The 22,026-nt window shown below is 71.0% G+C and carries 21 protein-coding genes, 1 tRNA gene and 2 pseudogenes; 13 read left to right on the top strand and 11 right to left on the bottom strand.

Annotation, left to right across the window (positions count from 1 at the left end; genetic code table 11):
* Positions 1–2 precede the first annotated feature (2 nt).
* Both ACFVT1_RS03000 and ACFVT1_RS03005 read right to left on the bottom strand, forming a co-directional pair.
* Positions 3–1,415, bottom strand: a complete 1,413-nt coding sequence (locus tag ACFVT1_RS03000) for a hypothetical protein (RefSeq protein ID WP_389791954.1) — start codon at positions 1,413–1,415, stop codon at positions 3–5.
* Positions 1,415–2,785, bottom strand: a complete 1,371-nt coding sequence (locus ACFVT1_RS03005; protein ID WP_389791956.1) for a hypothetical protein — start codon at positions 2,783–2,785, stop codon at positions 1,415–1,417. Before ACFVT1_RS03005 ends, ACFVT1_RS03000 begins: the two co-directional genes overlap by 1 nt.
* 320 nt (positions 2,786–3,105) lie before the next feature.
* Between ACFVT1_RS03005 and ACFVT1_RS03010 the strand changes: the two genes are divergently transcribed.
* Positions 3,106–3,531, top strand: coding sequence for a hypothetical protein (locus ACFVT1_RS03010; RefSeq protein WP_389791958.1), 426 nt, complete (start codon positions 3,106–3,108; stop codon positions 3,529–3,531).
* Positions 3,532–3,860: 329 nt separating this feature from the next.
* Here the strand turns inward: ACFVT1_RS03010 and ACFVT1_RS03015 are convergent, their stop codons facing one another.
* The 7 genes from ACFVT1_RS03015 to ACFVT1_RS03045 all read right to left on the bottom strand — a co-directional run bounded on the left by ACFVT1_RS03015 (position 3,861) and on the right by ACFVT1_RS03045 (position 12,080).
* The gene (locus ACFVT1_RS03015) at positions 3,861–6,428 is read right to left on the bottom strand and encodes an ABC transporter permease (protein WP_389791960.1); all 2,568 of its coding nucleotides are present in this window, start codon (positions 6,426–6,428) and stop codon (positions 3,861–3,863) included.
* Between the two features lie 111 nt (positions 6,429–6,539).
* Positions 6,540–7,322: an ABC transporter ATP-binding protein gene (locus ACFVT1_RS03020; RefSeq protein WP_389791961.1), complete on the bottom strand. Its 783-nt coding sequence runs from the start codon at positions 7,320–7,322 to the stop codon at positions 6,540–6,542.
* Between the two features lie 128 nt (positions 7,323–7,450).
* The gene (locus tag ACFVT1_RS03025; RefSeq protein ID WP_389791963.1) at positions 7,451–8,746 is read right to left on the bottom strand and encodes a sensor histidine kinase; all 1,296 of its coding nucleotides are present in this window, start codon (positions 8,744–8,746) and stop codon (positions 7,451–7,453) included.
* A gap of 5 nt (positions 8,747–8,751) precedes the next feature.
* Positions 8,752–9,447, bottom strand: coding sequence for a two-component system response regulator CseB (gene cseB / locus ACFVT1_RS03030; RefSeq protein WP_389791965.1), 696 nt, complete (start codon positions 9,445–9,447; stop codon positions 8,752–8,754).
* Between the two features lie 747 nt (positions 9,448–10,194).
* Entirely contained in the window at positions 10,195–10,542 is a 348-nt protein-coding gene (locus ACFVT1_RS03035; RefSeq protein WP_389792240.1) for a DUF397 domain-containing protein, read from the bottom strand.
* Positions 10,543–10,624: 82 nt separating this feature from the next.
* Positions 10,625–11,095 carry a hypothetical protein gene (locus tag ACFVT1_RS03040; RefSeq protein ID WP_389791967.1) on the bottom strand — a complete coding sequence of 157 codons (471 nt, stop codon included), beginning with the start codon at positions 11,093–11,095 and terminating at the stop codon, positions 10,625–10,627.
* A 481-nt stretch (positions 11,096–11,576) separates the two neighbouring features.
* Positions 11,577–12,080, bottom strand: a complete 504-nt coding sequence (locus ACFVT1_RS03045; protein ID WP_389791969.1) for an HAD family hydrolase — start codon at positions 12,078–12,080, stop codon at positions 11,577–11,579.
* 27 nt (positions 12,081–12,107) lie between these two features.
* Between ACFVT1_RS03045 and ACFVT1_RS03050 the strand changes: the two are divergent.
* The 9 genes and pseudogenes from ACFVT1_RS03050 to ACFVT1_RS03090 all read left to right on the top strand — a co-directional run.
* A pseudogene (locus ACFVT1_RS03050) lies at positions 12,108–12,437 on the top strand (protein spdB); the annotation flags it as partial.
* Positions 12,437–12,766, top strand: a complete 330-nt coding sequence (locus tag ACFVT1_RS03055; RefSeq protein ID WP_389791971.1) for an RRQRL motif-containing zinc-binding protein — start codon at positions 12,437–12,439, stop codon at positions 12,764–12,766. The pseudogene ACFVT1_RS03050 and the gene ACFVT1_RS03055, both read left to right, overlap by 1 nt.
* 19 nt (positions 12,767–12,785) lie before the next feature.
* Positions 12,786–12,974 (top strand): hypothetical protein, encoded by a 189-nt coding sequence (locus ACFVT1_RS03060; RefSeq protein WP_389791972.1) that lies wholly within the window; start codon positions 12,786–12,788, stop codon positions 12,972–12,974.
* Positions 12,975–13,046: 72 nt separating this feature from the next.
* On the top strand, positions 13,047–13,220 hold the full coding sequence (locus ACFVT1_RS03065; protein ID WP_389791974.1) for a hypothetical protein: 174 nt from the start codon (positions 13,047–13,049) through the stop codon (positions 13,218–13,220).
* Between the two features lie 122 nt (positions 13,221–13,342).
* A complete protein-coding gene (locus ACFVT1_RS03070) occupies positions 13,343–13,528 on the top strand; it encodes a hypothetical protein (protein WP_389791976.1) in 186 nt (61 codons plus the stop codon).
* Entirely contained in the window at positions 13,525–13,893 is a 369-nt protein-coding gene (locus ACFVT1_RS03075; protein WP_389791978.1) for a DUF6251 family protein, read from the top strand. Before ACFVT1_RS03070 ends, ACFVT1_RS03075 begins: the two co-directional genes overlap by 4 nt.
* 77 nt (positions 13,894–13,970) lie before the next feature.
* Positions 13,971–14,270, top strand: a complete 300-nt coding sequence (locus ACFVT1_RS03080) for a hypothetical protein (protein WP_389791980.1) — start codon at positions 13,971–13,973, stop codon at positions 14,268–14,270.
* A 103-nt stretch (positions 14,271–14,373) separates the two neighbouring features.
* Entirely contained in the window at positions 14,374–16,452 is a 2,079-nt protein-coding gene (locus ACFVT1_RS03085; protein WP_389791982.1) for a cell division protein FtsK, read from the top strand.
* A 279-nt stretch (positions 16,453–16,731) separates the two neighbouring features.
* Positions 16,732–17,280, top strand: a pseudogene (locus ACFVT1_RS03090) (tyrosine-type recombinase/integrase); the annotation flags it as partial.
* 47 nt (positions 17,281–17,327) lie between these two features.
* Here the strand turns inward: ACFVT1_RS03090 and ACFVT1_RS03095 are convergent.
* Positions 17,328–17,401 (bottom strand) — tRNA-Thr (locus tag ACFVT1_RS03095).
* A gap of 178 nt (positions 17,402–17,579) precedes the next feature.
* Between ACFVT1_RS03095 and ACFVT1_RS03100 the strand changes: the two genes are divergently transcribed.
* The 3 genes from ACFVT1_RS03100 (at position 17,580) to ACFVT1_RS03110 (ending at position 20,105) form a co-directional block, all read left to right on the top strand.
* Entirely contained in the window at positions 17,580–18,716 is a 1,137-nt protein-coding gene (locus tag ACFVT1_RS03100; RefSeq protein WP_389791984.1) for an ABC transporter ATP-binding protein, read from the top strand.
* Positions 18,717–18,946: 230 nt separating this feature from the next.
* The gene (locus ACFVT1_RS03105; RefSeq protein ID WP_362211883.1) at positions 18,947–19,360 is read left to right on the top strand and encodes a hypothetical protein; all 414 of its coding nucleotides are present in this window, start codon (positions 18,947–18,949) and stop codon (positions 19,358–19,360) included.
* A gap of 34 nt (positions 19,361–19,394) precedes the next feature.
* Positions 19,395–20,105 carry an NDP-sugar synthase gene (locus ACFVT1_RS03110; protein ID WP_389791986.1) on the top strand — a complete coding sequence of 237 codons (711 nt, stop codon included), beginning with the start codon at positions 19,395–19,397 and terminating at the stop codon, positions 20,103–20,105.
* A gap of 183 nt (positions 20,106–20,288) precedes the next feature.
* On the opposite strand, the gene ACFVT1_RS03115 is transcribed toward ACFVT1_RS03110, so the two are convergent.
* Positions 20,289–21,968 (bottom strand): DoxX family membrane protein, encoded by a 1,680-nt coding sequence (locus tag ACFVT1_RS03115; protein WP_389791988.1) that lies wholly within the window; start codon positions 21,966–21,968, stop codon positions 20,289–20,291.
* Positions 21,969–22,026 lie beyond the last annotated feature (58 nt).

Consider the following 22,026-nt stretch of genomic DNA (forward strand, 5'->3'; position numbering starts at 1 on the left):
CGTCAGTAGTCCTCACCGGTGGCAGCGGCGGCGATCTCGGCAAGGAACGGCCCCGAAAGGGCGTCGTGCGGCGACGCGCCCTGTGCCGGGGACTCCGCCGCGGTTGCCAGCCGCCGCCGGGCCAGCGTGCGGACCGCGTCGCGGTCGGCGACGCCCCCGGCTCCACCGGCCGTACCGGGACCGGGACCGAAGCCAGGACCAGGACCGAGGTCGAAGCCGGGACCGGGACCGAGGTCGAAGCCGGGACCGGGACCGAGGTCGAAGCCGGGACCGGGACCGAGGTCGAAGCCGGGACCGGGACCGAGGTCGAAGCCGGGGAGCAGCACACCGACCTCGATGCGCGGCGGCGCCGCCGCGGCCGGCAGCTCCAGCTCCGCCCGGCCGGTCCACACGTCGTCCCGCCTGGCGAGCGGCACCCGATACCGGCGGCCGCCGTTCACACGGACCTCCGCGACGAGAGGCACCGCGGCGGCGGGGGCCGCGATGTGCGCGACGACCTCGACCTCGATCTGCCGTCGCGCGCCGAGTGCGCGAGCGGTCCAGGACACCGCGGTCTCGGAGGCGTCGACGAAGCCGGGCGGGTAGCGGCGCCAGTCGTTGGTGCCCGAGCCCCGGGCGATCACCCGGCCGCCCGCGACGAGCGGATCGCCCGCCGCGAGGGCATAGCCGCCCTGCCGTGCGAACAGCGCGCCGGGATCGACCGGCGTACCGGCCGGACGGCGCTGGTCCAGCGACGACCGGAGGCGGCGCAGCGCCTGCCCGTCCAGCCCGGCGCTGTCCGCCGCGTCGTCGATCAACCGCAGGACGCTCTCCAGGTGGCGTGCCGTGTCCGTCGGCCGCGGTGCCGCGCGCCACCACTCGGTCAGCGGGTCGAGGGCCGACCGATGGTCCTCGATCAGTTCGGCCGCGCAGTCGTCGGGCTGGTCACCGAAGTCGTCGAACAACTGCTGGCACGCGTGGGTGAGCGCGGCCAGCTCCAGGCCGAGCACGTCCGGTTCGAGCGCCGGTATCCCGTCCGCGTACGACGCCGGCCACCACCGCGCCGCCCAGTGCCCGAAGCCGAGCCGGGCGGCGCCGCCCGCGAGAGCGGTCACGTCCGCAGCCACCCGCGGGCCGGCCGGCTCCCCCGCCGCGCAGGCGTGCACGGCAGCGGCGGTGCGCTCGCCGTAGACCGCCCACAGCCACTGCTGCGCCCGCCCCACGTCGTTCACCTCCGCCACCGGCAGACCCGGGTCCCCGAGGACGGGCCAGGCCAGAACCGCTCCCGCGACGTCGAGTACGGCCCGGGTGAAGTCGGGGCCCGCACCACCCACGTCGCTGCCGTCCCCGGCCCCGCCGAAGGCAGCACCGGCGGCGACCCGGATCGTGCCGTCCGCACCCCGCACGACACGGACGTCGATGGGGGCCCGCGCCATCACGCGCTCCTCGGCTCGGCCGCTTCCGCCGCGGTCGCCGACAGTGCCCGCAGCGCCGACCGGACCCTGGCGCGGTGGTCCATCATCACCGAGCGGGCGACCCCGTCGAGCACCGCCCAGGCCGACGCGGCGTCCCTCAACGACGCGTCGCGGACATCCCGCCCGTGCAGCCGCACCCACAGCCGCCGCATGTAGGCGGCCCACGGGGTACGGAGGTCCTGAGCGAGGGCTTCCAGTACGCCGCCGTCCGGGTCGGGGCGGGGAGAGACGGTCATCCTGCGGGCGCGAAGGGCCGAAGCCTCCCGCCGCCAGCGGCTGTTGACCGCCCGGTGCGCCGTCGTCCGCCCCGGCGCGGATTCTCCGGTGCCCAGCGGGTCGAGGCCGACCGCGAGCCGACCGCCGAGGACCACGGCGACGCGCAGGCTCTCGTCGTACAGGCCGAGCGGAGCACAGCTGCGGCCGACCTCCCGCCCGACGAGCTCCGGCACCGTCGCCAACTCCTCGCGCCGGGCCGACGACTGCAGCACGACGAAGAGCCGCTCGAAGAGCGTGCGGTCCAGCGGCGCGGGAAGCGTGGCCGTCGAGGCGCCCCGGCCGACCTCCGGGCGCGGCGGCACCTGGCGCTCGGTCAGCCCCAGATGCGCCGGCAGGTCGTCGCGGCCCCAGACACCGCTCGGGTGCGCCCATAGGGCCCGGCCGAGCAGGTCTCCGTACCCCGCCTCGACCATGGACACGTACGCCGCTGGGTTCCCCGCCCCACCCGGCGCGCCGCAGGCGTCCAGAACCTCGGCCGCCAGCGCGACCGCCGCGGCCGTGCCGTCCGCCGGGGCCGGCCGGCGGCTCTCCCACCCGGTGGCCAGCTCCCCGTCGAGCCGGGCGCGCCGGGAGGCGTCCGCCAGGTGCTCCTTCAGCACGTCCACCGTGCGTCCGCCGACCGCGTCCGCCACATCCTCGACCACGGACCTGGCCAACGCGTCCGCACCGTCCGAGGGCGCTCCGTGCTCGGTGGCCAGCTCGAAGCACCGCTGGAAGTACAGATCCTGGGGGTTGCCCGCCACGACACCCAGGGCCCGCCGGGCCCTCTTGAGCAGGGTGAACCACTGCGCCGTCGCCTCAAGACGCGGACCGGACTCGCGGATCAGCGCGTCGAGGTGCGCGGCCTGCGCCGGTCCGAGGAAGTCCACCGCGAGTTCCGGGCTCAGCGCCGGCCTGACGATCAGCGGCAGCACGATCAGCTTGACCGTCCGGGTCAGGGGTGCGCCACCGGGGCCACTCAGCGATTCCAGCCCCGGTCCGAGGCCGCGCCAGGCTCTGTCGATGACCATGGCGCGCGGGAGGCTCTCGCCGGTCGGCCGGCTCGGAGGCGACATGTGAGGAGGGTACGTCGTCCGAAAACGGGCGGGCGAACCTGAGATCGGTAGGTGCCGCCGGCCGCCTAGCGTCCACCCCGTCAGCAGGACGCACCCGTAGGCCGGGACGGTCACCACGCCCCGTCCCACCGGCCCGACAGCCGACGGCCGACAGCCGGCCCCGGCCTCCGAGCACTCTCCCCGCCCGCACACCGGGCCCACCGGCCCCAGGACCGACACCGACACCGACACGGATGCGCTCCAGGTCGCACCCGACGAAATCCACCTGAACCGCACCGGACATCACCAAGACCGGACATCACCAAGAAGGAGAAGCCGACATGGGAATCTTCGGGAATCGTCGCAAGAACCGCGAGGAGCGGGCCGCCGAGATCGCCGACAAGGTGGCCAGTGGCAAGGGTTTCTACGGCCGCGCCACACGCGCGTTCCTCGGCGACGAGGACTTCGCCAAGGTTCAGCAGTCGATCGGCGCGTACCACTCCGGCGTCGACGTCCAGCAGTTGCTCGCCATGGGGGTGCCGACCATCCCCGCCGTCGTCGAATCGATCAGCGACACCGGCAGACTGGTCAACTTCAACCCGGTCGTCGACCTGGTCCTCCAGCCGTCCGGGGCCGCTGACCGCATCGCCCTCCAGACCATCGTCTCGAAGGTGCGGATTCCCCGCCCCGGCGACCAGGTACTGCTGATCGCCGACCCCGCCCGGCCGGGCGGCTACCTGTACGCCGGGGACGGCATCGCCCCGTGACGACACCGCCGCACCACGTGCCGGCGACCGCTGCACCACTCCCCCGCGCTCCGGCCCCCAGGGCTCCGAGAACGGCTGAAGGCCCAGGTCGGAGACTGTCCTCACCTGGGCCTTCCCCGACCCCCCTGTTCCACCTCGCCGGTGCACGTTCTGGACGACCTTCTTCAGGCGCGCGTGTCGGCGCGGTGGCGTACGGCGCTCAGGGCCGGGACTTCCGGGCTCGGCCCCGGGTACGTGGTGTCGGCGGACAACCTTGACGCCGCAGTGACCGTTCTCTGCCGCGGATGGTGACGGAGACAGGGGGTCGCCGTGGGCCAAAGGCCCGTGCGTCACGCCTCCGCAATGGCGTCCAGTGGGCTCAGAGCGGCTGCTCGGCGGGCCGGGAGGGCTGCTGCGAGTGCGCCGATCGTGAGGGACACCAGGCATACGAGGAGCAGCGTTCCCCAGGGAAGGGCCAGGGAGTACCCCTTCAACGCGCCGTTGGCCAGTGCGCCCACCGTCCAGGCTCCGAACAGGCCGCCCGCCAGTCCCAGGAGTGTGCCGAAGGCGGCGACGGTCACCGCTTCCAGTCGGATCATCCGTCGGATACCGGTGCGGTCCATGCCGACGGCGCGCAGCATGCCGATTTCACGGGTGCGTTCCGAGACCGACATGGCCAGGGTGTTCACGATGCCGAGGGTGCCGATCACGGCACCGATGCCGAGGAGCCCGTACATGAGGGTCAGCAGGGTACCCATGGCGCCGGCGGCCTCTTGCACGAGTTCGTCCCGGTTCTGGACTTTCAGCAGCGGGTTGTTGCCCGTCGCGGTGCGCAGTCGGTCCTGGGTCGCCCTGGAGATCGCGTCGTCGTCGGTGCGGACGAGGATTCGCTGGATGGAGCCAGGGTTCAGGCTGTTCTGCTGGACCTCGGTGCGGGCGCCGAGGGCGTCTTGGGCGGTGGGGTTGTCCTCGTAGGTGCCGATGACGGTGTACTCCTTGAAGTCCCTGTGGCCGTGGCCGATGCGGGCGTTGATCCGCTCTCCCGTCTTCACGCCCTGTTCTCGGGCGGTGCTGCTGGAGAGGGCGATTCGGCCCGGCCCGAGGTCCTTCAGGGAGCCGCTGACGAAGGCGAGTCTCATGACGGAATCAACGGTCCCGGGGTCGACGCCGGAAATCTGCAAGGCCTTGCTGCCGGTGAACAGGGTGGAGTCGGTGACGGCACTCGTGGTCCGTACCCCAGGGGTCTCGGACACCTTCTGGACGGCGGCCGGGTCGATGCCGGTCATGGCGGCGCGGGCGCTGATCACATAGTCGGCGCTGAGGCCGGCCGCTGCCTGGCGGTCGAGGGCCTGCCCGGTGGAGTGTCCGACGACGGCGAGTCCGGCGACCAGGGCCGTACTGACCATCAAGGCGGAGGCGGTGGCCGCAGTGCGCCGTGGATCTCGCAGTGCGTTCTCGCGGGCGAGGCGGCCGGCAACGCCGAAACGGCTGGTCAGGCGCCCGGTGAGGCGGATCACGGGGCCGGCGAGGGCCGGCGCCAGCGTGATCAGGGCGACGACGAGGGCTGCGCAGCCGAACATCGCGTTCCGGAGGTTTTCCTCCGATGCGTCCTTCGCACCCATGAGCGAGATGAGCAGCCCGGCGCTGAGGGCGAGCAGGAGCGATCCCGCCACGGCACGGTAGCGGGATCGGGCGGTGGTGGGCGGCTGCTCGGACGAGCGCATCGCCTCGATGGGGGCGATCTTCGCCGCCTTGCGAGACGGCAGCCACGCGGCGAGGACCGTGACGCCCACGCCCACCCCGAGGGCGGCAACGACCGGGAACGGGCCGATCACCAGAGGACCGGTGCGCGGTGTCTCCTGCGTGGTGCTCAGGAGGTTGGGCAGTACGGAGGCGATGCCGAGGCCGAGCAGGAAGCCGATCACCGACGAGACGAGGCCGAGCAGGACGGCCTCCCAGAGGATGGTGCGGACCACTTGGCGGCGCGAGGCACCGATGGCCCGCAGCAGAGCAATCTCCCGGGTGCGGCGGGCGACGAGCACGGTGAAGGTGTTGACGACGAGGAACGAGCCGATGAACAGCGCGACGCCGGCGTAGACCATCGGCAGTTTCTGGTGGCCCCGGGTCAGCGTGTTGACGAGGATCGTCTGCTGGTCGGCCTGGGCGGTGCCGGTCGTGACCTCGGCCCGGTCGGCCGGGAGCAGTGCGGTGACCCGGTCGGCGAGGTCGAACTGGCTGGTGCCGGGCTGGGCGGTCAGATCGACCGAGGTGTAGTGGCCTGGGCTTGCGAACAGTTGCTGGGCGGTCGCCCTGTCGAACAGGGCGAGGGTGCCGCCGGCGGTCACCCGGGTGTCCTGGGTGGTGACAACGCCCACGAGTCGTTTGGTGACGGCCGGGCCGTCGGCGGCCAGCGTGATCGTGTCGCCGACGACGAATCCACCGGCGGCGGCGGTGACACGGTCCACGGCGAGTTCATCGCCGTTGCGGGGGGCATGGCCCTTGACCAGCGGATAGCGACTGTCCTTGCCACCGGCGCCCGGTACGTAGGCGGCGGCAAGGTTCGCCCACACCTTGCCGGCCCGCAGCGGAGTGCCATCTGCGGCGTTGAGGGTTGCCGACCCGTCGGCCGACGGCCGCACAGCGGCGACACCGGGCACATCGGCCAGTTTCCGCGCGAGCGCGTCGTCGAGAACGAGGGGATGTTCGTTCCCGGAGGCGCCGGGTGGGGGTGTCTTCGAGGTTACGGTGACGGCGACGTCCGCGAAGCTCTTGGACACAGAGGCGCGGTAGGCCGCGACGGAGGAGTCCGCGAAGACAAGGGTGCCGCAGACGAACGCGACACCCAGGCATACCGCGAGGACGGTCATGACCAGACGGGCCTTGTGCGCGAGGACGTTGCGCAGAGCTGTTTTCAGCATGGATGGCTTCCGGGACGTGGGAGTGCGGGGAGGTGCGACGCACATGTGCAAGGGCCGGGCGGGCTCGTCGTCCGTGAGCGGGTGACGGGCCGGCCGGGGGCGGGGGTCGGCTCAACTGGTGCGGGCGCGGGCGTCGAACCCCTTCATCCGGTCCAGGACCCCGTCCGGGGTGGGCTGTGACATCTCGTCGACCAGGCAGCCGTCGGCGAGGAAGACCACGCGGTCGGCGTAGCCTGCGGCGACAGGGTCGTGGGTGACCACGACCACGGTCTGGCCCAGCTCGCGCACCGAGTCGTGCAGGAAGCCGAGGACCTCCGCCCCAGCCCGGGAATCCAGGTTGCCGGTGGGTTCGTCCGCGAAGACGATCGCGGGGCGGGAGACCAGGGCGCGGGCCACCGCGACGCGCTGTTGCTGCCCGCCGGACAGTTGTCCGGGACGGTGGTCGAGGCGCTGGGAGAGGCCGATCATGGAAACCACCCGGTCCAGCCACTGCCGGTCGGGCTTCCGGCCGGCGATGGTGAGCGGCAGGGTGATGTTCTCCAGCGCGGTCAGGGTCGGCAGCAGGTTGAACGCCTGGAAGACGAAGCCGATCCGGTCGCGGCGCAGCGCGGTGAGCTGCCGGTCGTTGAGCGTGCCCAGTTCGGTGGTGCCGATGCGGACGGAGCCGGAGTCGAAGGAGTCGAGTCCGGCGGAGCAGTGCATCAGGGTGGACTTGCCACTGCCGGACGGGCCCATGATGGCGGTGAACTCGCCCTCCCGGAACGAGGCGTTGACCCGGTTCAGGGCGACCACGCGGTTGTCGCCACTGCCGTAGACCTTCGACAGGTCGGTCGTAGCGGCCGCGATCCCGCTCGTCGCGTTCGGCGTGTGCGGGGCACGGGGGTTGACGGTCACAGGGAACTCCTCTTCGGGTGCAGAAAGCTGCACGTCGAAGGGTCTCCGGGGAACGTATCGGGGCCTGCGCCGCCGTGTATGGACCCCCGCTCCGCTTTGTATCGGTTGTGCAGCGGCGGGGCGGACGGTCAGTTTTGTACTGGCTGTGCAGGGGTGGGCGGTCGGTCCGGCAGGCGCAGGGTGGCGACGGCGCCGCCGCCCGGGGCGTTGTCCAGGCACAGTCCGGCGCCGAGGAGCCGGGCCTGGCCCAGGGCGATGGTCAGGCCCAGGCCGTGGCCCGAGCCGCGCTCCGCCGCACCCGTGTGGAAGCGGCGCGGGCCGTCGCGCAGCAGGTCCGGGGGGAAGCCGGAGCCATGGTCGCGCACGACGACGGTACGGCCCTCGACGGCGACCTGTACCGGGGTGTCCCCGTGCCGGTGGGCGTTGACGACCAGGTTGCTGACGATCCGTTCGAGGCGGCGCGGGTCGGTCTCCACGGTCTGCGCGGCCTTCTCGCGCGTCGCGTCGGTGACGGTCACTTCGGTGTCGAGACCGGTGCGCGCCACGGCCTCCGAGACCACCGCCCCGAGCGGCACACGGGCGTGGACCGGCTGTTCGGCGCCGGCGTCGAGGCGGGAGATCTCAAGGAGGTCCTCGACCAGGCCGCGCAGGTCGCGCACCCGGGCCCGGAGCAGATCCTCCGTCCCACCGGACGGCAGGAGGTCGGCGGCGACCAGCAGACCACCGACCGGGGTGCGCAGCTCGTGGGCCACGTCCGCGGTGAACTGGCGCTCGGTGCGCAGCCGTCGGCCGAGACTGTCGGCCATGACGTCGACGGTGGCGGCGATGTCGGCCACCTCGTCACGGCCCTTGGTGGGACCGGTCCGGGCATCCAGGTCCCCGGCGGAGATCCGGCCCGCGGTCTCGGAGACCCGCCGCAGCCGGCGGCCGAGCAGCCCGGCTCCGTAGACCGCCAACGGCGTGGCCGCCGCGAGTGCGACCAGCGAGGACACCGTCATGATCACGTCGAGCCGGCGCAGCCCGTAGAGCTCCGTGCTCATGTTGACCTGGACGGCCAGCACCGGGCTGCCCGGACCGTCGACCCGCTGGGCGGCCCAGACACTCGGCCCCAGATTCCCGTCGACGCGCCCGTCGTAGGCCGTGTGCCGGTCGCCGTCGGCGGGATGCCGTAGTACGGCGGGCAACTCAGCCGGATCCAGCTCTGCACCGTCCGCCAGAGCTCCGGTGCGCCGGTAGGTGTCCATGGCCGCGTACACGGTGTTGACGGCGCGTGCCCCGGCCCGGTCGAGGATGTCCTTCGCGGTCCAGAGGTGTACCAGCACGCCCACCGCCGCCACGACCAGGCAAGCCGTTGCCGCCGCCAGCGCGGCGATTTTCCAGCGCAGGGACACGCGGGTCGGCCGCAGCCGGTGGAACGGTTGCACCGGCCTCAGCGCCTGAGCTTGTAGCCGAAGCCGCGGACCGTCTCGATCCGGTCCCGGCCCAGCTTGCTCCGCAGCCGCTGCACACACAGGTCCACGACCCGGCTGTCGCCGTCCCAGCCGTACTCCCAGACGTTGCGGAGCAGGGTTTGCCGCTCCAGCACGATCCCCGGGTGGGCGGCGAATTCCAGCAGCAGCTTCAGTTCGGTCGGGGTCAGTGCCACCGGGCTTCCGGAGACGGACACCTCCAGGCCGCCGGTGTCGACGGTCAGGTCCCCGAAGGCCAGCACCTCCCTCTCGGACCGTGCTGCCCCCTCGCCTGCGGCCCGCTCGGGTCCCGGGGCGGGCGGGTAGGTCGCCCGCCGCAGCAGCGAGCGGATACGTGCCACGAGCACGTAGGTGTCCACGGGTTTGACCACGTAGTCGTCCGCCCCGGCCTCCAGGCCGGCGACGACGTCGAGCCCGTCGCCGCGAGCCGACATCATCAAAACGGGCACCAAGCTGGTCTCCCGGACTCTGCGGCACAGGCCGATCCCATCCAGACCCGGCAGCATCACGTCCAGAATCAGCAGGTCGAAGCTCTCCTCGCGGAAGAGCTCCAGCCCCGCCAGCCCGTCGGCCGCAGCCCTCATCCGGTAGCCGTAGCGCTCCAGAGCGACGGTGAAGGACCGGCGCATCAGGTCGTCGTCCTCCACCAGCAGCACGCGAACAGGCCGCGGAGAGGCCGGAGCAGGGGCGGACGAAGACACGGGCAGATGGCTCCTGTTCGGACGGTCGTGAGGCACAGGTCTGTGTGTACGCACGCGCAGACGGCGACCTGGGAAAACGATAAGGCAGACACCGGACGCGGCAACCGCCCCGTACAGCGGTCACGCATCGCGCCCCCACCGCACCTTTCCTCCACGAACACCCAGGTCGGACGGGACGGCACAGATCGGCAGCAGCCGGGACCACGTCACTCCGGCGCCCCGTCGACCCCCGTTCGCCGTGGCCCGGCGCACCGATCCGATGGCCGGCCAAGCGCTCCCTGATACCCGACCGATACAAAACCCGCCCTACGTCGCCGGTACGGTGACCGCTTCGGTTCGCCGGGTCGTCCGGGCGTCGGTCACCGGTCGCCGTGCACCGGACTGGATGGGTGGGGTAGGCCCCCGGCGGCCCTCCGCTCACGCAGGCAACGCCACGGCAATCCGACCGTGCGACCCGTCATGCCCCGAGCAACAGAAAACCCCAGGTCACGGGCTATGTGACCTGGGGTTTCGCTGAGCCCCCTGTCGGATTCGAACCGACGACCTACGCATTACAAGTTGTCCGATCTTGGTTCGGGTGCGTCCGCGGGCGTCCGCGAACCGAGGTTCGCCCCTGCTTCCCGACCTCGATGGACGACGGCGGACACCCCTGGAACGAGCGGCAATTGAGACTGCAACTGAGACTGGGCGGTGTCCGATGAGTCAGTTTGCCTCCGAGCGTGCCCGCCAGGGTGGACCTGGCGGGCACCGAGAGAGGGTCAGAACCCGCCATCTCGTACGCCAGCACGGAAGGCGGCTCACTGGGAGGTGGGCCACCTCCACGCAGTCACCGTCTGAAACGCTGTGGCTGCTCTTGCGCCACGGCGCGTCGCCAGATCCTGGCTGTAGAGGTCCTGCTTGCGCATGGCAATCCTCCCCTGTCGAGTAGTCCTGCCAGCACGAACCAGGTTCAGCGGACCTCGCTGGGCCGCTACGTCCGCCTCCTGCGCAGCGGGGTATGCACCGCCGACCCGGGAGTGCGACCGTAATCGCCGCCGACTCCCCGCTCAGACGAGCCCGCTTTCGTCGACGGGTGCGCGCCCTCGCTCTTCACTCAGTGGCCCCGCCGAGATCCGGGGCCTTCGAAGCCGGGTCAGGAACCGCTGGCGGCCGAGGCGGCGGCAGCCGCGGCGGCGGCCGAACTGCCGTCCGAGGACGCAGACGCAGCCGAAGCCGCGGCGGCGGCCGAACTGCCGCCCGAGGACGCAGACGCAGCCGAAGCCGCGGCGGCGGCCGAACTGCCGCCCGAGGACGCAGCCGCAGCCGCAGCCGCAGCCGCAGCCGCAGAAGAACCGTCAGGCTTAGTGCCGTCAGGCTTAGTGCCATCGGCCTTCAGGGTCGCGTTCCTCTCGCTGCCGTCGGAGACGGTCACGGGACCGAGGGAGCCACCACCGCTGACGGCCGAGCAGCCGCCCTGATAGAGGACGATGACGTCACCCTGGGCAAATTTACAATTACTACCGGCGACGGCGATGTCGCCGTCGGCTGCGGCCATCGAAGCCGAGGCTCCGATCATGCCCACGGCGGCGAGCATCACGACGGCGAGCTTGTGTGTCTTCCGCATCATTTCTCCTTGGTCTCATTCCCGTTCCCACAAGAACAACGTTGCACGCTGTCACCAAACAATCACGTATCGTTCACGCTGCGCTACCGCCGTCCGGATGATCAAGATGCTCTCCTACTCGGCTTCGCTGCCCCAAGCCGTGCCCAGAATGGAGGCGTGCGAGCCGCTCCCGGCGTCGCCGTCGCGTCCGTTGAACGAGAAAACCCCAGGTCGGAAGCGTTTCCGACCTGGGGTTTGAGATGAGCCGCTTTCGGGATTCGAACCCGAGACCTAGGCATTACGAGTTGTCGGATTTCGTTCCGGAGCTGTCCGCCGCCGTCCGTAATCGACACTGCACTGCAGGTCAGGGACATTCTGAGATGTCAACGGACGCCGCTGGACGCCGTCGGAATCTTGAGCAGTTGAGACCGCAACTGAGACCGCCGCCCTACCCAAGGCCACAGCCACGGGTGGGGCGGCGCCGTCGATCGGAGGCGAGGCGTTACGCCGCCAAGGCCTCGGCAATGCTCGCCATGCCGAGGATGACTTGATCGGCACCGGCGTCCGCGAGCGCGGTCTCCTTGGTCGGCTTGTTGGCGAAGCCGACGCTTCGCGCCGCCGCTGCCCGAGTCGCCTCGATGTCGGTCACCGAGTCTCCGATCAAAACGGTTCGCTCCGGCGTGGCCCCGAGCAGTGAGGCGGCTTTGAGCAATGGGTACGGCGACGGCTTCATGAGGTCAGGCCTCATTGCGGGCCGTCCCACGACCTCCTCTACGAGAGTTGAGAGCCCGTGGGCGGAGAGGTAGACGCGTACGCATTCGGCGGAGTTGTTGCTCACGACCGCCACGCGGCGCCCCGATTCATGAGCTGCTTTCAGCGCCTCAGCGGCTCCATCGATCGGCGGCCCAGCGACTCCAACCGCGCTGACTTCCGCCTCGGTGAGCTTGGCCTCGACGGCTGCAAGGATCGTCCCTCCGCCCTGTGCCGCGAGGTGGTGAACCTCCATGGGGTCTTCCGTTGAGCGCGCTGCGGCGCCGACGCGTGGTCCACGCTGGAGCAGGCAAGGGGAGGAGAGGGCACGAACCGGGCCCTGACCAGCGTGACTGTGGGCGTCACACCCGACGACATCCCGGGCGTCGCGCCCCGGTGGGAGCTGCCCGTGTGGGGCCCCACGGAACCGGTGGCCCCTGCTCTGGAGGCCGGGCCCACGCTCACCGATGACGCGCTGGACGTGCTCGTCGACCAGATCTGTCACAGCGAATCCCCCGCCCTGTCCTACCGCGACATGGCCGCCCGCTTCCGCGCGGCCGGCCACTCCGCGTCCGAGACCCGGCTCCGGGCCGCGTGGAAGCGGGTGGCCTGATGGCGACGCTGCCGGTGTTCCGGTGGCGCCTGGCCCCGGACGGGTACGCCACCCGCCGTCAGCTCCGCGCCCTCGGACTGCGGCCCGGCGGGCAGGACGTCGCCGCCCAGCTCGAACGCCCCCGCCGTCGCCGGGAACCGCTGGTCGCCTACCTCTACCGCGTCGACCACGCCAAGCCCGTGCGGCCCATGACACCGGCACGCCGGGCAGCACTGGCCAAGGCCATGCTCGCCCGCCGCACCTGCCCCAACTGCCGCCGCGACGCCGGGTACTGCATCCCGCGCTCGCTCGGCATGTGCGTGACCTGCAACGACACCACCAACCACTGACCAGGAAGCAGGCAACCCAGTGAAGATCCGCATCGGCAACGTGACCATCGACACCACCGACAACGACCAGTCCGGCAACGACATCCGCGACGCGATCGAGAGCAACGGCGGCACGGTCACCGGCGGCCACTTCGGCGGCGAGAACCACGGCATCACCGGCGGGACCTTCCACGGCGCCATCCACATCAGCAGCGACACCGGCCAGTAGACAGCCCCACCGCGCCGCTCCTTCTGCCGCGCCCGCTCACCCCCACACTCGCACCGCTCCGAGGAGACCCGCATGTCTAGCACCGACTGGAACGCAGCCGCCGCCCGCCTCGAAAGGGAAGCCGCCAGGTACGACCGTGAGGCCGCCAGGTCCAAGGGCGTGTGGCGCGAGATCGCCGAGAGCCAGGCCGACGACCACCGCGCCTGGGCCGCCCACTACCGGGCCAAGGCCAAGCGCCAGCGCTGACCCCACCGCCCCGGACCCGCCGTGATGGTGCCGGATCGAATCCGGCCCGGGGCACTCCCCTGCACCACCCACAAGCCGACGTGCCGTCGGCAGTTCACCGCTGCCCCGACCCGAGGAGAGCCGTGTCCCACGACGAAGAGTTCATCGCCTACATGAAGGCGTTCGAGGCGTCCACGAAGCACCTCGGGGCCTGCACCGCCTGCCAGAACGACCAGCCCTGCACCGAAGGTGCCCCGATCCACGCCGAGTTCATTGCCCGTCAGAACGCCTGGAACGAGCGCGTCCGGGCCGAAAGGAAGCAGCCGTGACCCACCTTCCCGAGCCGGTCCAGGTCGTGCAGCTCCCGGACGGCACCTACGCCTACACCCGCAATCTCCCCGCACCGCAGGTCCCGCCGCAGCAGATCGTCCAGCACATCCACCAGGCCCCGCCCGATCGGACCGTCCAGCGGATCGCGCTCGGCTCCGGTGTCGGCGCCGGGGCAGTCGCGGCCGGCGTCTACTTCGGCCCCCTCCTCGTCGGCGTCCTCACCGCGATTGCCGCGAACCTGGCGATCCTCACGTTCCTTGCCGTGGCCATGGCCTGGGGTGTCGTGACCGTCGTGAAGTCGGTCGGCGGTGCGGACGGCCAGGCCGCTTCCAAGTCCGCATCCAGGGCCCGTCGCCGTCGCTGACGGTCCCTCTGCCCGTCCGGTCTCGTACCGGGCGGACAGAGGGACCGGACAGCCCGGCCCGCCCCAGGGAGGACACCGTGGAGAGCTACACCCCCGCCGAAAAGCGCGAGCGCAACCGCCTCTTCCGCAAGGGCTTCCGCCAGGCCCTCGCCGACTGCGTCGACCCCCGCTTGGAAGCCCGGATCGAAAAGATCGACCAGCGGGCCGCCGAGCGCGGCGCCCAGGAGCTGCGGGCCCTGCACCAGGTGCAGGCCGACGCCCGCCAGACCCTCGCCAACGCCAAGGCCACCGAGCGCACCGCCGCCCGCCAGGCCCGCAAGCAGGCCGAGGACGCCGTGCGCCGCGCCGAACGAGCCGTGGCCCGCGCAGAGCGCTGAACACACCATCACGCCCCTGTGTGTCGGGGCGGCCGTACCCGGCCAAGGACACCGGCCGCCCCGACACCAGCCCTCAGCCCATCGAGCAGAAGGAAGTACCAGCATGACGGACACCGCCGCTCCGGTCGCTCACCTGCGGCCGGTCCCCGACCTCGAAGACGACAGCGAGTCCGGTGCGCCGGTCGCGGTCGACAACCCCGCGCTGCCCGACCCGAAGGTCAGTGTCGAAAAGCGCAAACCGGTGCTGGCCGGATGGCTCACCAACCGGCGGGACTTCCTGGCCACCGCCAAGCACGCCGGGGCCAACCTCGGCTACAGCGCCCTGTTCCACAGCGTCAGGCTGCCGGTGTATGGAGGTCGGCTGGCACTGATGTCCCCGCGGGGAGCCTGCAGGTTCATCGCCTCCACCAACCGGAGGGTGTGGGACCGGGAAGCCGCCCCGCTGCGGGCCGCCGCCGTGCGCGCGGAGGATGTCGAGGAGTACATGCGCCTGGCCCGGCTGCGGTCCGGCCGTGTCCGGCTGCGCGGCCTGGTCGTCCTGGTCGCGACCGTGTTCGGGATGGGATTCGCGCTCTGGCTGTACGTCATGGCCCCGGCGTTCATGTACGCGTTCGCGGCCGGCGGGGTGCTGCTGCTGGGCATGGCAGGTCAGCAGCCCGACGCCCCGGTCGTCGGCCCCGCCGTGCTGAAGACCGAGGTGCAGAAGCTGACCGGCAGCATCGTGCTGCGCGGTCTCGACTCGATCGGGAACGCGAAGATCTCCGCCGCCATCAAGAAGGGCGGCGACATGAACGGGCTGCGCTTCACCAGCGAGATCGTGCGCGACGGCCCCGGCTACCGCGCCGACCTGGACCTTCCGTACGGGGTGACGCCCGAGGACATCATGGAGTCCCGCAAGCCGCTCGCCTCCGGTCTGCGGCGCAAGGTCGGCTGCGTGTGGCCCTCACCCGATCCCACCGAGCACGAAGGTCGCCTGGTGCTGTGGGTCGGGGACAAGCCGATGAACGAGACGACGAAACCGGCCTGGCCGCTCCTCAAGACCGGGACCGTGGACCTGTTCAAGCCGGTCGTGTTCGGCAACGACCAGCGGATGCGGGACGTGAGCGTGACGCTCATGTTCGCCGCCGTCGTCGTCGGCTCGATCCCCCGCATGGGCAAGACGTTCCTGATGCGGCTGTTCCTGCTCATCGCCGCACTCGATCCCCGCTCCGAGCTCCACGCGTTCGACTTCAAGGGCACCGGCGACTTCGGCGCCCTGGAGCCGGTCTGCCACCGCTACCGGGCCGGTGAGGAGGACGACGACATCGAATACGTCCTGGACGCGCTGCGGGAGCTGAAGGAAGAGCTGCGGCGGCGGGCGAAGGTCATCAAGTCCCTGCCGCGCTCCCGCTGCCCGGAGTCGAAGGTCACCCCGGAGCTGGCCAGCGACAAGAGCCTGAAGCTCCACCCGATCGTGGTCGGGTTCGACGAGTGCCAGGTGCCCTTCGAGCACGAGGAGCACGGCAAAGAGATCGAGGCGATCTGCACCGACCTCGTCAAGCGCGGCCCCGCCCTGGGCATCGTGACCCTGTTCGGCACCCAGCGCCCCGACGCGAAGTCGCTGCCCACCGGCATCAGCGCGAACGCGGTCCTGCGGTTCTGCCTGAAGGTCATGGCCCAGCCCGCGAACGACATGGTGCTCGGCACGTCGATGTACAAGGCCGGATACCGGGCCACGATGTTCTCCCGCTCCGACCGGGGCATCTGCTGGATGGCCGGTGAAGGCGACGACCCCCGCATCGTCGCCTCCGCGTTCGTCGACGCCGTCGCCGCCGAGCAGATCGCCGCACGGGCCCGCACCGCGCGGGAGGAATACGGCAACGTCACCGGCCACGCCATCGGCAAGGGCCCGGACAAGAGCAGCCGTTCCGATGTCCTCGCCGATGTCCTCGCGGTCATCGCACCGGGAGAGAAGGCGGTGTGGTGCGAGCGGATCGCCACCCGCCTGGCCGACGCCCACCCCGACACCTACACCGGGTGGAAGGGCGAGAACGTCACCACCGCCCTCAAGCCTTTCGGCATCAAGGCCGGCCAGGTCTGGGGCCAGACCGACGCCGGTGAAGGCAAGAACCGGCGGGGCATCGACCGCACCGACATTGTCGCCGCCATCACCCGCCGTGACCAGAACAAGGCGGCTGCCTGAGCCGAGCACGACTGCTAGACCTAGCGGCCCCGCCTGCTAGGTCTAGCACCCCCGCTAAGGGCTGTCCCGTAATCCCTGGCGGGCGTGCGACGACAGCTACGGCACCTCGCCGCGTTGTCGGAACGCCCGAATACATCCAGTATGAGGGCGTCCCTCCGCCTTGCGATGCACCGCATCTGACGCCGCACGCTGATCCACCAGGGATTACGGGACAGCCCTTAGCAACCAAAAGCCGCCCTGAGCTGCCCACTAGCGTCTAGCGACCCACCTGCGAAAACCCACGCGAGCGTCTGCCCGCAGCGGGCCGGGGGCGGTCTCGTCTTCACCCGGCCCAAGACGAAGAAGAGCCAGAACGCCGTACCGATCCCGCCCGTCTTCATTCCGTTCCTCCGCGACCACCAGGCCCAGCAGGACGAGATGCGGATCGCGGCCGACGACCTGTGGCAGGACTTCAAGGTCGTGTTCTCACGTCCGGACGGCCGGCCGCTCGACCCTCGCGCCGACTAAGAGGAGTTCAAGGAACTGCTCGCCGAAGCGGGGATCGACGACCGTCGCCTGTACGACGGAAGCCGTCACACCGCCGGGACCATCCTGAACGAGCTCGGCGTGGACATGCCGACCATCATGGAGATCCTTCGCCACACCCAGATCAGCCAGACCCGGCGCTACGTGAAGGGGCGGTCGCACCTGTCGAAGGACGCGATGCGGCGCATGGGCGAGTTCTTCGTACCGCCGCCAGCAGTCGCCCCCGAGGCCACCACTGAGACTAGAACTGAGACTACGGACACCCGCGCGGCCCGCGCCCAGCGCCGCCGACGCGTCCGCTGAACGACAAAACCCCAGCTCAGAGCGGATCTGAGCTGGGGTTCACACTGAGCCCCCTGTCGGATTCGAACCGACGACCTACGCATTACAAGTGCGTTGCTCTGGCCAGCTGAGCTAAGGAGGCGTGCCGGAGCAGTGTAACCAACACCGCTCCCCGCGCGGTCCAGAATTTCGCGCCCCTCGAACTACTGACAGATTTCAAATGTCCAGGTAGCGTCGCTGGGGATTCACCCAAGTGGACCAGACCACTCCCTTACTCGGATCGTCCGGCACGTTCCTGCCGGTGAAGGAGAAGATTCAGCATGGCCAGTGTCACGTTCGACAAGGCGTCCCGCGTCTACCCCGGCTCCACGAAGCCGGCCGTGGACCAGCTCGAGATCGACATCGCGGACGGTGAGTTCCTCGTCCTCGTCGGTCCTTCCGGTTGTGGCAAGTCGACCTCCCTGCGCATGCTCGCGGGTCTTGAGGACGTCAACGGCGGCGCGATCCGCATCGGTGACCGCGACGTCACGCACCTGCCCCCGAAGGACCGGGACATCGCCATGGTGTTCCAGAACTACGCGCTCTACCCGCACATGACCGTCGCGGACAACATGGGCTTCGCGCTCAAGATCGCCGGTATCAACAAGACCGAGATCCGGGCGAAGGTCGAAGAGGCCGCCAAGATGCTGGACCTCACCGAGTACCTGGACCGCAAGCCGAAGGCGCTCTCCGGTGGTCAGCGTCAGCGTGTCGCGATGGGCCGTGCCATCGTGCGTGAGCCGCAGGTCTTCCTCATGGACGAGCCGCTGTCGAACCTCGACGCCAAGCTGCGTGTCTCCACCCGTACGCAGATCGCCTCGCTCCAGCGCCGTCTGGGCATCACGACCGTGTACGTCACGCACGACCAGGTCGAGGCCCTGACCATGGGTGACCGTGTCGCGGTCCTCAAGGACGGTCTGCTCCAGCAGGTCGACTCGCCGCGCAACATGTACGACAAGCCGGCGAACCTCTTCGTGGCGGGCTTCATCGGCTCCCCGGCCATGAACCTGATCGAGGTCCCGATCACCGACGGCGGCGTGAAGTTCGGCAACAGCGTCGTCCCGGTCTCCCGCGAGGCGCTCTCCGCCGCCGCGGACAAGGGCGACACGACCGTCACGGTCGGCATCCGCCCCGAGCACTTCGACATCGTCGAGCACGGCGGCGCCGCCGCGAAGGCCCTCTCGAAGGACAGCGCCGACGCCCCGGCCGGTCTGGCCGTCTCGGTCAACGTCGTCGAGGAGCTCGGCGCCGACGGCTTCGTCTACGGCTCCGCGCGGGTCGGCGGCGAGGACAAGGACCTGGTCGTCCGCGTCGGCGGCCGCGCCGTTCCGGAGAAGGGCACCAAGCTGCACGTCGTGCCGCGCCCGGACGAGCTGCACGTCTTCTCCACCTCGACGGGCGCCCGTCTCACCGACTGACGTCCCGCGCACCCGCACCGCAGACACGACGGCCCCGCACGTTCTCCGTGCGGGGCCGTTCGCGCGCCGCACGGCGTGTCCGGGTTTGAATCCGCAGGGCGCCGGATTCCCCGGCACACCGGGCATTTCACCGCCGCACGTCAACACGCGATTCGAAAAGCGCACTCGAACCACCCCACTCAAGGGTGACAAGATGTCGCCACATCATTACTGCCCGCTACGCTCGCTGCGTGACCCACACCGCTCGCCGCATCGGCCGATCCCTCGCTTTCGTTCTGCCCGTCGTGATGGTCCTCTCCGGGACCCTCGCCGTCACCAGCGTGCCGTGGGCAGCGCACAACTCCGAGTCGCAGATCCTGGCCGCGTCGGCTCAGGACGTATCGAAGCGCGCCGAGGCACGCACCCCGCAGGACGTCCTCCGCGACCGGCTGCTCCTGGAACTCCGGGAGAAGAACCCCGGTGCCGCGCTGACGGACCTGCAGCGTTCCGTCGAGGCCCGTCCCTCGCTCGCCCGGCACTGCATGTCGATCGCGAAGGCGCTGGGCCGCGCGGCGGTCGAGCAGTACGGTCCGACGCGCGCCCACCGGTTCTCGCGTCCCGTCTGCGACACGTCGTTCGCCTCGGGCGTCGCACAGTTCAGCTGACCGGCCTGTCCGGGCACGGCATATCGTGCCTGACATGCATACGTATCCGACGCAGGCCGTGGTCCTGGCTGGTGGCCAGGGATCGCGGCTGCGCCCGTACACCGACGACCGCCCCAAGCCGATGGTCGAGATCCCGGGCACCGGGACTCCGATCATCGGCCATCAGCTTTCCTGGCTGGCCGCCGAGGGCGTGACCGACGCCGTGGTGTCGTGCGGTCACCTCGCCGAGGTGCTGCAGGAGTGGCTGAACGCGGCGGTGCTGCCGCTGCGCGTAACGACCGTCGTGGAGTCCGAGCCTCTGGGCCGCGGCGGCGGGCTGAAGTACGCCGCCGCCCGGCTGCCCGACCCCGACCAGCCCTGGTACGCCACCAACGGCGACATCTGGACGCGCTTCTCGCTGCGCGAGATGGCCGCGTTCCACACCGAGCGCGACGCCACCGCCACCCTGGCCCTGGCCCGCCCCCGGATCCCGTGGGGCGCCGTGGAGACGGACGCGTTCGGCCACATCACCGACTTCATCGAGTCGCCGCCGTCCCCGTATCTGATCAACGCCGGTGTGTACGTCTTCTCGCCGACGTTCACGACGCTGCTGCCGGACCGGGGCGACCACGAGCGGACGACGTTCCCGCGGCTGGCCCGCGAGCGCCGGCTGGCCGGGTACCCGCTGCCGCACGGCGCGTACTGGCGGGCCATCGACACGGCGAAGGACCTGACCGAGGCCGCCAAGGAGCTCGACGGGCAGTAGCGGAGGGCCGGGGACAGACACGGGGGCAGGCCGGAGACGGATACCGGCGGAAGGGTGTCGGAGACAGACACTGCCGAGGGCCGGGACAGACACCGGCGGAAGGATGCCGAGGACAGATACGGCGGAGGGGCGGTCACCGGTTCGTTCCGGTGACCGCCCCTCCCGCCGTGTGGGCCGGGCGGCTCAGCCGAGCAGGCCGCCGATCGGGTTCTGCCCGCCGCCGGAGCTCCCGCCGTTGGAACCGCCACCGCTGTCCGAACCGCCCGCACCGGAGCCGCCGCCGCTGCCGGTGCCGGTGGAACCTGACGAGCTCGGGCCGGAACTGCCGGACGAGGGCTGCTGCGGGGCCGTCCGCTGCGGGGGCTGCTGGACGGTGCCCTGCGTCTGGCTGGGCTGCCCGGCACCGGCCCCCGCCTGGCCGGACTCCCGGACGGAGCCCGCGGCGGGCGTGGACGCGCGGGCGGAGGGGGTGGTCGCGGCGCTGCTGCGGGAGGGTGAGGGCCGCTGCCCCTCGGGCGTGTGGGAAGCCCGGCCGCTGCGGGACTCCTGCGGGAGCGGGGAACCGGGGAGCTGGTTGGTCGGGTTGCCGTTCGGTCCGGGCACCGTGACGACCCCGGAGGAGCGGACCGCGCCACCGAGCACGGAGCCCACGAGCAGGGTGAGGCCGACGACGACAGTGGCGACGACGGCGCCCCGCCGCAGCACCCGGCGGCGGAGGTTCCAGATCGCCGAGCGCGGGCCGAGCCTGCGCCACGCCTCACCGGCGAGGCGTCCGTCGACGGAGTAGACGGGGGCACCCGCGATGATCAGCGGGCTCCAGGCGGCGAGGTAGATGATGTCGGGCGCGTCGTAGGCGGCGACGGTGCGCCAGCTCACGGTGACCAGCAGGGCGGCGGAGAGCAGGGCACCGACGGAGGCGGCGACGCGCTGCCAGAGACCGAGGACGGTGAGAACGCCGACGACGACCTGGAGGAAGGCGACGGTCAGTCCGGCACCGACGGGGTGCGAGAGGGCGAAGTCGCGCAGGGGCTCGGCCAGCGCCCAGGGCTGCAGCGAGGTCAGCCACTTGACCATGGAGCCGCGCTCGCCGCCGTCGAAGTAGACGGGGTCGCACAGCTTGCCCATGCCGGCGTAGATGGAGATGAAACCGAGGAAGACCCGCAGCGGCAGCAGCACGACGCCGAGGTTCATACGGCGCCCGGGGTAGTACGCGTGTCGCACGGAGTCGTTGCCCTGGCGCCGCCCTCGGGCCTCGGCACCGTCGTCGTACTCGTCCCCGGCGTACCCGGCGTACCCGTCCGGGTCGTACGCGTCGCGGCCGTATGGTCCCGGGTCGACCGGGTCGTAGGCACCGACCGCCTGCCGCATGGGCGGCAGCAGCGGACCGTTGCCGTGGCGGCCCGGCTGGTGGGGCGCGGTGACGACGGGGTTGGGCTGGGTCTCTTCGAGGCGCTCGATGAGCTGGGTGCCGCCCGTGCCGAGCCCGCGGTCGAACTCGTGGCCCGCGCGGGCGGCATAGGAGTCGTAGGGGTCGTAGGAGTCGTACGCGGTGGCCGGGCCGCCCGCGGTGGAGTTCCGTACGGCCTGGAGGAGTCCGGTGGCGCCGGGGTCGCCGGGAGCGGACCTTCCGCTCCACACGACGGGCGAGCGCCTGCCGCGCACCGCTCCGGTGCCGCCACTCATGGCGGGGATCCTGGGCACGCCGGCGGGGGCCAGACCGCGCAGCCGTGCGCGCTGGCCGGGGGCGAGCTGCACCCGGAAGCTGGCGTGGTTGACGATGACCTGCGCAGGGTCGCAGTCCACCTTGGTCATGCTCAGGGCGGGTTGTTCGTCGAACCGAGGCGTTCTGGTGTCCACACTCATCTAACCGAGTGATGCGTGTTTAGGACACTGCCTTGACGGGCCCGATGTGTCCGAGGCC

This window comes from Streptomyces sp. NPDC057963 (assembly GCF_042887155.1).
In the GTDB taxonomy this organism is placed as follows: Bacteria; Actinomycetota; Actinomycetes; order Streptomycetales; family Streptomycetaceae; genus Streptomyces.